This window comes from Mucilaginibacter sp. UYP27, from assembly GCF_040547175.1.
Taxonomy (GTDB): Bacteria; Bacteroidota; Bacteroidia; order Sphingobacteriales; family Sphingobacteriaceae; genus Mucilaginibacter.
The window spans coordinates 77,420-86,336 of the sequence record NZ_JBEPPE010000010.1 but is presented as its reverse complement, the minus strand read 5'-3'; the positions used below and the strand labels follow the sequence as shown (position 1 = coordinate 86,336).

6 protein-coding genes are annotated in these 8,917 nt (G+C 43.5%); 1 reads left to right on the top strand and 5 read right to left on the bottom strand.

The window, feature by feature from the left end; translation table 11 throughout:
• Positions 1–166: 166 nt before the first annotated feature.
• A complete protein-coding gene (locus tag ABIB39_RS20460) occupies positions 167–1,111 on the top strand; it encodes an ion channel (RefSeq protein WP_354432039.1) in 945 nt (314 codons plus the stop codon).
• Between the two features lie 2 nt (positions 1,112–1,113).
• On the opposite strand, the gene ABIB39_RS20455 is transcribed toward ABIB39_RS20460, so the two are convergent.
• From ABIB39_RS20455 to ABIB39_RS20435, 5 genes are all read right to left on the bottom strand, one after another.
• Complete coding sequence (locus ABIB39_RS20455) at positions 1,114–1,929, bottom strand: SDR family oxidoreductase (protein WP_354432038.1); 816 nt, start codon at positions 1,927–1,929, stop codon at positions 1,114–1,116.
• Positions 1,913–2,752: a glycosyltransferase family 2 protein gene (locus tag ABIB39_RS20450; RefSeq protein ID WP_354432037.1), complete on the bottom strand. Its 840-nt coding sequence runs from the start codon at positions 2,750–2,752 to the stop codon at positions 1,913–1,915. Before ABIB39_RS20450 ends, ABIB39_RS20455 begins: the two co-directional genes overlap by 17 nt.
• A 3-nt stretch (positions 2,753–2,755) precedes the next feature.
• Positions 2,756–3,373, bottom strand: a complete 618-nt coding sequence (gene recR / locus ABIB39_RS20445) for a recombination mediator RecR (protein ID WP_354432036.1) — start codon at positions 3,371–3,373, stop codon at positions 2,756–2,758.
• 348 nt (positions 3,374–3,721) lie between these two features.
• Entirely contained in the window at positions 3,722–6,085 is a 2,364-nt protein-coding gene (locus ABIB39_RS20440) for an ABC transporter permease (RefSeq protein WP_354432035.1), read from the bottom strand.
• Between the two features lie 340 nt (positions 6,086–6,425).
• A complete protein-coding gene (locus ABIB39_RS20435; RefSeq protein WP_354432034.1) occupies positions 6,426–8,900 on the bottom strand; it encodes an ABC transporter permease in 2,475 nt (824 codons plus the stop codon).
• Positions 8,901–8,917 lie beyond the last annotated feature (17 nt).

Sequence of the window (8,917 nt, the reverse complement as noted above, 5' to 3'; positions counted from 1 at the left end):
TTGTGCATATAAGAAAGCGTCAGATACTCTCTTAAGATACTGAATTTCAGTATCATGCACAACTTATTTGATCTTTTTTAAACCGCACAACGGGTAGATTTAATGAATTAGCGAGTGATAGCTCCTTATTTTCAATCAGCAATTCACCAAATCACTAATTTAAGCCATGGCCATACAAAACCAGCAGATAAATCCCGAAAATGATCTTGGCTTTGGCCCGCAACCGGTGATCAAGAACCAGCCGCTGATTAATAAGGATGGATCTGTAAATGTAAAGCGACGTGGCCTCTCCCGCTTTAATACAGCAGATAATTACCATACGCTTATCAAAATGAGTTGGGGTAAGTTTTGGTTGGTAGTACTAAGCGGCTATCTTATAGCGAACCTGATTTTTGCCTCTATTTACGTATTGATAGGTATGGATAGCCTGGATGGTGCATCGGGCATCAGTTTTGGCAGCCACTTCCTGGATGCGTTCTTTTTTTCGGCACAAACCATATCTACGGTTGGTTACGGGCATATCAGTCCGCGGGGTGTGGCGGCAAATAGTGTGGCCGCATTCGAATCGATGATAGGCTTGCTGGCCTTTGCCCTGGCAACAGGTTTGCTATATGGGCGTTTTTCTAAGCCATCAGCAAAAATTGTTTACAGCGAAAACCTATTGGTATCGCCCTATAAAGAGAACGGTCGTGGGTTGATGTTCCGCCTGGCTAACATCCGTAAAAATGTATTGATAGACCTGGATGTAGAAGTTATCTTCTCCTACAACGAATTTGTAGATGGTAAAACAATCCGCCGCTTTTTCCCGCTGGAACTGGAACGTAAATATGTAAGCTTGCTTACCCTGAACTGGACGGTAGTGCACCCGCTTGATACGAACAGCCCGCTAATAGATATTTCATTTGAAGACCTGGAAACTTACCAGGCAACCTTTGCAGTATTGCTAAAAGCTTTTGATGACACCTTTTCGCAAACGGTGCATTCACGTACCTCGTACACCGCGCAGGATATGGTTTGGAACGCCAAATTTATACCGATGTTTAACCGCGACGAAGAAGGCCGGATAGAACTGGATATGAGTAAGGTTGGTGAGTTTGAAATGATCGGATAGCGCTATTTCAGCAGTGCATCCTTTTCCCTGGCGAAAACTTTAAATACCTGCTTATCCAAAAAGGCAGGAAGGAACTTGCTTAAAAATACCGTTAGCTTTCCCTGAAAGGTCATGATCAAAGTACGTTCGCGGTTTTCTATACCTTTGACTATGAGGCGGGCAACCTCTGCCGCCGGCATCATTTTATCTTCTTCAAGCGTGCTTTCGCCCTGTGGTTTTCCGTTTTTATCAAGGGCTGTATTACGGATATTGGTTGAGGTAAAACCCGGGCAGGCCACCATTATGTGTACGCCCGTACGCAGGTTTTCTACCCGCAGGGCATCCAGGAAGCCGTTCATGGCATATTTGGATGCCGAATATCCGGCCCGGCCCGGCAGGCCTTTATAACCGGCAATAGATGATACCCCTACTATGCTGCCACGTGTCTTAACGATCTCTGGCAGGGCATATTTTGTACAGTAAACAGTCCCCCAAAAGTTAACATCCATTAGGTTTTTCATTACCTGCAGGTCTACATCTTTGAAAAGGGCCCGCATGGAAATACCCGCATTGTTTATCAGGATATCGATGTGCCCGAAGGTTAGTTTAGCTTGTTTGACGAGGGCGGCGCAATCTTCCTCAACCGTGACATCGCATTGTACAGCTATGGCTTTGATATTGTATTTGGCTTGCAGGTCTTGCGCTATACCGCATAGGGTAACGTATTGGCGGGCGGCTAAAATCAGACTTGCGCCACGCAGGGCAAATTCGATAGCGAGCGCCTTGCCTATCCCTGAAGAAGCACCGGTGATGATTACAACCTTATCTTTCAATTTCATATTTCGGGGCGAAGATCTGCGGAATGCCAGGGATTTTAATTTCCGGCATATGCAGTAAATACTTCGCAGCGAATATAATCATAGCGCCATAAAAACTTTTGATGTAAGCCCAGCCAAATTTAGTGTTTGGCTGATTTTTAAAGTTTAATATATAGGTTTTAGGAAAATAATAGTTTTTATATCCTGCCAGGCGGATGCGGAACGACAAGTCTATATCATGCCCAAATGCTGCCAAACGCTCGTCCAAAATGCCTATTTTAATTAATACAGATCTACGTAACAGCATGAAAGCACCGTTTATAACATCTACCTCGGTAGTAGCAAATTCTTCGTCCGCTACCCAGTTATCATCGGTTTTGTAAAGTCGCGATTTTGGGAAGTATTTAGCAAGGCCGGTAAGTTTCAACAAACCACCCCAGGCACGTGAAAAGCCAACGCGCGATTCGGGAAGGAATTTGCCGCGGGGGCTAAGCATCCGTACGCCAACACCACCGGCATCTGCATGGGCATCCATAAATTCAACAGCATGCTCCAAAGTTTTTTTGCCGCTTATTGTATCCGCATTGACCAATAAAACATACTCTCCTGATGCTTTTTCAATGCCTTGGTTCCGGGCTTTTGCCATACCCATAGTGCGTTCATTTTGAATCAAGCTTACTTCAGGAAACTCATTTTGTACCATCGAAACCGACTTGTCCGTCGATGCATTGTCAATCACAATCACCTCATGATCAATATGCTTACTAGCCCTAATTAGCGTAGCTAAGGCCTGTTTTAAGAAAGAGCAGGTATTGTAATTAACTACAACTATAGAAAGTTTCATAAGCTATCGGGATAATGAATTTTCGTACGGCACACGGGTTACAATAGATCGTCCTAACGTAATCTCGTCCACGTACTCTAGTTCACCTCCAAAAGCTATGCCACGGGCTATAGTTGAGATATTTATTGCAAATTGTTTTAATCGTTTATGCAGATAAAAGATGGTGGTATCTCCCTCCATAGTTGCGCTTAAGGCAAATATTACTTCTTTAACCATACCATCCTTTAACTTTTCTACAAGCGAATCTACCTGCAGGTCGGCGGGCCCAATGCCATCCATCGGGGATATCAATCCTCCCAAAACATGGTAAAGGCCGTTGTACTGGTTGGTATTTTCAATGGCCATCACATCGCGGGTATCCTCTACCACGCAAATCAAACTGTGGTCGCGTTTGTGGGATGTGCAGATCTCACAAACCTTTTGATCCGAGATGTTATGGCAGGTTTGGCAAAACTGGATCTCGTTACGCAGCTTGCTTATCGCTGTACTAAATTTATGCACCTCTTCCTTATCCCTGTTAAGCAAATGCAATACTAAGCGCAGGGCGGTTTTTTGGCCCACGCCCGGTAATTTTGCAAATTCGGAAACAGCATCCTCCAGCAACTTAGATGAAAAATTCATGCTGCGAATTTAATGATTTTGAGTGATGCTACATAGATCTCATCACCCAAATTAACTACTGTCCCACTTTTAGTATTATAAAAGCGAGACATTAACGCAATTTAGTGTAAATCAAATAATTACAAAATATAAAAAATTAACTTATGCTAAAGCTATACTTTACAATTTTTACATAAACAACTATATTACAGCTATTAATAAAACTTTTGTCCTTGTTCCATGTCAAAAAAAACGGTACAGCGTGGGACACCCCGAGACAGCACCATTTTTTGACCAACTTTGGTCTAAAAAGACTTAAAATACTAACCTGATATCCCGTCTCCGGCACAGGAATCACTATTTAATGCATTATTCGCTTCGCAAGTTTTTAACCGGGTTAACCCAGGCTGCTTTGATGGCTTGCCAGCTTACGGCAACCAGGCATAAAGCTATGCTTAAAAAAAGGGTCGCCACAAAAACCCAAATATTAAACCCTGTATGGTAGGTGTATGATTTGAGCCATTGATTGATATTATACCAACTTATAGCCGCCCCTATCACAAAGGATATCAGGACCAGCTTCACAAACTCCTGTGATAGTTTTAACCATAACCCGGCGGTACCTGCACCCAGTATTTTACGAATGCTGATCTCTTTTCCGCGGCGCTCGGCCGAGAATGAGGCCAATCCAAAAAGGCCAAGGCAGGATATGACTATAGCCAAACAAGTAAACATTACTGCCATGGTACCCAATTGCTGTTCGCTTTTGAATTTTTGAGCGAAGCTTTCGTCGGTAAACTTATAGTCGAAGGGGTAATAGGGATTGTACTTACGGTAAATATCCTGTAAGAGACCCAGGTTTTTTGATACAGAATTTGCAGGGTTAAGCCGTAAGCCAATATTCCCTATCCATCCTTTTGTAAAACCAATAATGGTAGGTTTAACAGCATCGTACGGCGAACCCCAAACAAAGTTTTTAACTACACCTATAACAGTGCGCTCGGCGTTCATCCAGGTTATTTTTTTTCCAACCGGGTCTTTTAAACGCATCAGGTGTACAGCAGCCTCGTTCAAAACAACCGCGGCAGAATCTGATGGGCGGTCTGTTGCAAAATCGCGGCCTTGTATAATCTTTATCTGGTAAGTGTTTAGCATGTGGTAAGTAACCGCTATACAATCTATCGGGATCTTATCTTCTCCCGGCAATTGGCCAGGCCATTTATTTTTCCATGTGGCGCTGGTTAAAGTGGTAATGGGTTCTGAGATACTGGCGGCATCAGTAATTGCACCGGTGCTAATGGCATCTTGCCTAAAGCTTTCAAATTTATCGTACATGGCACCGTCTACCGGTAATTCGATAAGGCCGCTGCGGTTATAGCCTATGGGTAGACCTTTAATGTAATTGATTTGCCGGTACACAAAAATACTTGATACAATTAAACATGTGGCAAAAGTAAATTGTACAACAACCAAAACCTGGCGAGGCTTAACGGTGGCGTTAGTATTGGCAAAATGCCCCTTTAATACTTTAACAGGGTTAAACGATGATAAAAACAACGCCGGATAGCTGCCTGCAAATAAACCAGTCAATACGGTTACTGTTAATGCAACTACCCACGCCCATAAGTTGCTGTAAGGTATGTTTAGCTGTATGCCAATGACGTTTTTAAAAACCGGCATCAGTATAATGACCAACATCAATGAAATAGCCAGCGCCACAAATGCCATCAATAACGATTCGCCCATAAACTGCTGTATCAGGGTGATGCGGCGGGCGCCGATGGCTTTGCGGATCCCCACTTCTCTCGCCCGCCGCTCTGACCGGGCGGTAGACAGGTTCATGAAATTTATACATGCTATTAATAAGATGCCAATGGCCAGAAAAAAGAATAAGCGCACATAATCTATACTGCCACCCACGTTTACGCCGTTTTTGAAATTGCCGCGAAGGTGAAGGTCGGTAAACGGGTAAATAAATAATTTAACCTGTTTATCTGCCGGGAAGTGTTCGCCTATGAGGTTCTTTATCTTTACATTGACAGACGTGGCCGATGCACCCGGTTTCAATAGCACGTACGTTGCATAGCCGTAATTGTCCCAGTTTTCGCCTTTTAACCAGGGTTGCTGCGAAAGGAATGCTTCCCACGGTATAATAACTTTAAAAGTAAAACTGGAATTGGGGTTGTCTTTGATAACCGCGCTAACCTTCATGGGGAACTGGTTATTAAATTTAACCACCTGGCCTACCGGATCTGTGTGGCCGAAAATAGCCTTAGCGCTTGATTCCATCAGCACAATAGAGGTTGGATCTGTTAAGGCACTGCTTTTGTTTCCCTGCTTAAAATCGAAGCTGAACATATTGAGTATGTCCGGATCAACCGCTACGGTATTAAATTTGACCCCTTTATCATTATAAAATATCGTAACATCTTTTGCCTCGTTTATTCGGGCAGCGTTGGCTATTTCGGGATAATCTTTTTTGAGCGTACCGGCAAGTAATTGCGGTGTAAACCATTTTGTGCGGATCTCGCCGTTAGTTGGCTGGTTTTTAAATACCTGGTACAGCCTGTCGTCATTAACATTGAATTTATCAACGCTGTATTCATTGTAAACATACATCAGCAGCATAAAACTCACAGCCATGCCAATTGCAAGCCCGCCAATATTGATAAACGACGATATTTTGTTCTTGATCAGGTTACGCCAGGCTATTTTAAAGTAATTTTTGAACATATGGTAAGGGTTGTTTAATACCACAATATCAGCACTCTAAATGTTAAATTATAATTTTTAACATTAGTTAACAGCCACACCCAAACCCTCTCCAAAGGAGGGGGCCTTAAAAATAAAAAAAGCGACGGGTGTAAGCCCATCGCTTTTAATTAAATTTTGCGATGTTAAACATTTGCCAGTATAATTCACTCACCCCGTGACGCTACGCACGCGACCCTCTCTCCGCAAGCGGAAAGAGGGCAGGAATTTTCTATTATTCCTTCTTTGCGAAGCAGAGAGGGGATGTCGAGCGAAGCAACGACATGGTGAGTAAACTATGTGCAATGCAACACTAACTAACCTATTCGCTTCTTAAACTCCTTACCGGGTTGGCTACCGCCGCTTTTACGGTTTGGAGGCTTAGGGTGAACAAGGCGGCTGTAAGCATCCCCGCCCCACTCAGCGCGAAGATCCACCAGCTGATGGTGGTACGGTCGGCAAAGTTTTCCATCCATTTATGCATAGCCCAATACGCTATCGGCGTTACCAGTACAAAGGCCAAAACGATAAGCCAGATCAATTCGGTTGATAACAGGGTTACGATCTGCGTTACAGATGCCCCTAATACCTTGCGTACGCCAATTTCCTTGGTACGCAGGGTTGTGGTGTATATAGCCAGGCCCAACAAGCCCAGGCAGCTAATAAAGATAGATAAGCCGGTTGCCCACGTTAGTAGTTTCGAGGTATTCTGCTCGGCTGTGTAAAACTTGGCTATGTCTTCGTCATAAAAATTATACTCAAAGTCATCCTCGGGGTAAATTTCTTTCCAGGCCCTTTCTACACTGGCAATTGCTTTTTTCCATTCGTTGCCACCGGCAGTTTCGGGCTTTAAGGCCAGGTGAAAAGTGCGGCTGTTCCATTTATTGTGGCTGGGTATCAATAGCGTAAGGGGCTTTATAGGCGAGTGTAACGAGCGTTGATAAAAATCGGCTGTCACGCCAATTATCTCCGCTTTCTTATCTCCGTAATCTATCAGTTTACCAATGGCATCACCGGGATTACGGAAACCCAATATTTTAGCATAGGTGTTGTTGATAACAAAACCACCGCCACCGGTTGTGTCTGATGCTTTTAAGTTGCGCCCGGCCAGGAGTTTTATCTGGTAAACTTTAAGATAATTCTCGTCGGCATATTTTAGTTGGAGGTCTGTTTTAATCTCCTTTTTGCCATCCTTATAAGTTACTTCGGTAGAATTTGTATTGCCGGATGATGGCGGCGCGCCACCCACGCTTATCATTTCTATCTGCGGGATAGCGCTTATCTTATCCATAAATACCTCTTGTTTATCGGTATTTATTTGCTTGTAAGGGGTAGACATATTTACAATGGCATCTTTTTTAAAGCCCAAATCTTTATGCAGCGCGTAATAGATCTGCTTACTTACCAATATGGTTGCCATGATAAAAAATTGCGCTATCACAAATTGTGTAACCGTTAACGATTTACGCAGCCATGCAGTGCGCGATCTGCTGCTGCCGGCCTGCACCTGGTTCTTCAACACATCAACAGGTTTGTAGCCCGACAACATAAGTGCCGGATAAAAGCCTGACAGTAGGCTAACGAATACTACCAGCACCAAAAGGAAAACAAATAAGTCGGGCTGATTAAGATAATTTACGGTTATTCCTTTTGGTATAAAATCGGCAAATAACTTTAATATCACCGGTGCCAGGCCTATAGATATAATAACAGCGAAAAGTGTAATTATGAAAGTTTCGCTTAAAAACTGAGAGATCAACTGGCCGCGTGTACTGCCCATGGTTTTACGGATGCCAATTTCTTTGGCGCGTTGCGATGCCTGGGCGGTGGTAAGGTTTATAAAGTTGATACAGCCTAATATTAACAAAAAAGCGGCAATAACCAACAGCCCATATAAGGTTGTTTTGTTGGCTGTGCGTCCGCCATCAAGGCCGCCATATACCTGGTCAAAGTGCAAGTCTTTAAGCGGTTGCAGATGAAAGCCCTGTGAATTGCCCTTGCTCTCCGGCGTTGGCGGCTTGTGCTTTGTAAGCATCGCGTTCAATTGCTTTTCTACTTTTGCTGCCGATGCCTTTGGCGATAATTTTATAAATAATTGCGACGCCGAGCTTGTACTTCCCCACTGGGTAACCTGGAAATAGTCTTTCAGGAAATGGTTGGTTGTACCGGTTATGTACGATATAAAATCGTGGTAGTCAAAATCGGTGCGTTGTTTCAAAGGTTCAACAATACCGCTAACGGTAGTTTTGATAGAGTCCTCATAAATCACCTCCCTGCCTATCATCTCACCATACGTTAACTTAGGGAAATAGATCCTGGCCTGTTCTGTTGTCAGCACCACCTGGTTTGGTGCTTTAAGGGCTGTTTTTGCTGATCCGATAACCCATTTATAATCAATCAGGTTAAAGTAATGCTCTTCGGCAAAAATAACACCTTCCTGCTTTTTAATTTTATGCCCTGCAACGGATGCGTTTGGGATCGTCACCGTCATTTCGCCATATAAGAAAAATGGTGCAGCCTGGTCTATCCCGGTAGCCTCGGTTGTTAAAGCGGGCCATAGTGCCATGGTTACACCACTGTTATGGCCAACTTCTCCGGAGTTGGAAAAATCTGTGGTGACCCGATAAATACGGTCGCTATCCTTATGGAACTGATCGAATGTAAAATCAAAATGGACAATGAGGTAGATGACCAGCGCGGCGCTGATGCCTATAGATAAGCCTACTATGTTGATCAGGGTAAACAACTTGTGTTTCCTGAAACCCCTAAACGCGATTTTAAAATAATTTTTGATCATCGACAGCAGATTTAATG

Bases quoted from the DNA above. Each gene is read 5' to 3' on its own strand.
- recR (WP_354432036.1), bottom strand. From the start codon at position 3,373: ATGAATTTTTCATCTAAGTTGCTGGAGGATGCTGTTTCCGAATTTGCA.
- ABIB39_RS20435 (WP_354432034.1), bottom strand. From the start codon at position 8,900: ATGATCAAAAATTATTTTAAAATCGCGTTTAGGGGTTTCAGGAAACAC.
- ABIB39_RS20460 (WP_354432039.1), top strand. From the start codon at position 167: ATGGCCATACAAAACCAGCAGATAAATCCCGAAAATGATCTTGGCTTT.
- ABIB39_RS20455 (WP_354432038.1), bottom strand. From the start codon at position 1,929: ATGAAATTGAAAGATAAGGTTGTAATCATCACCGGTGCTTCTTCAGGG.
- ABIB39_RS20440 (WP_354432035.1), bottom strand. From the start codon at position 6,085: ATGTTCAAAAATTACTTTAAAATAGCCTGGCGTAACCTGATCAAGAAC.
- ABIB39_RS20450 (WP_354432037.1), bottom strand. From the start codon at position 2,752: ATGAAACTTTCTATAGTTGTAGTTAATTACAATACCTGCTCTTTCTTA.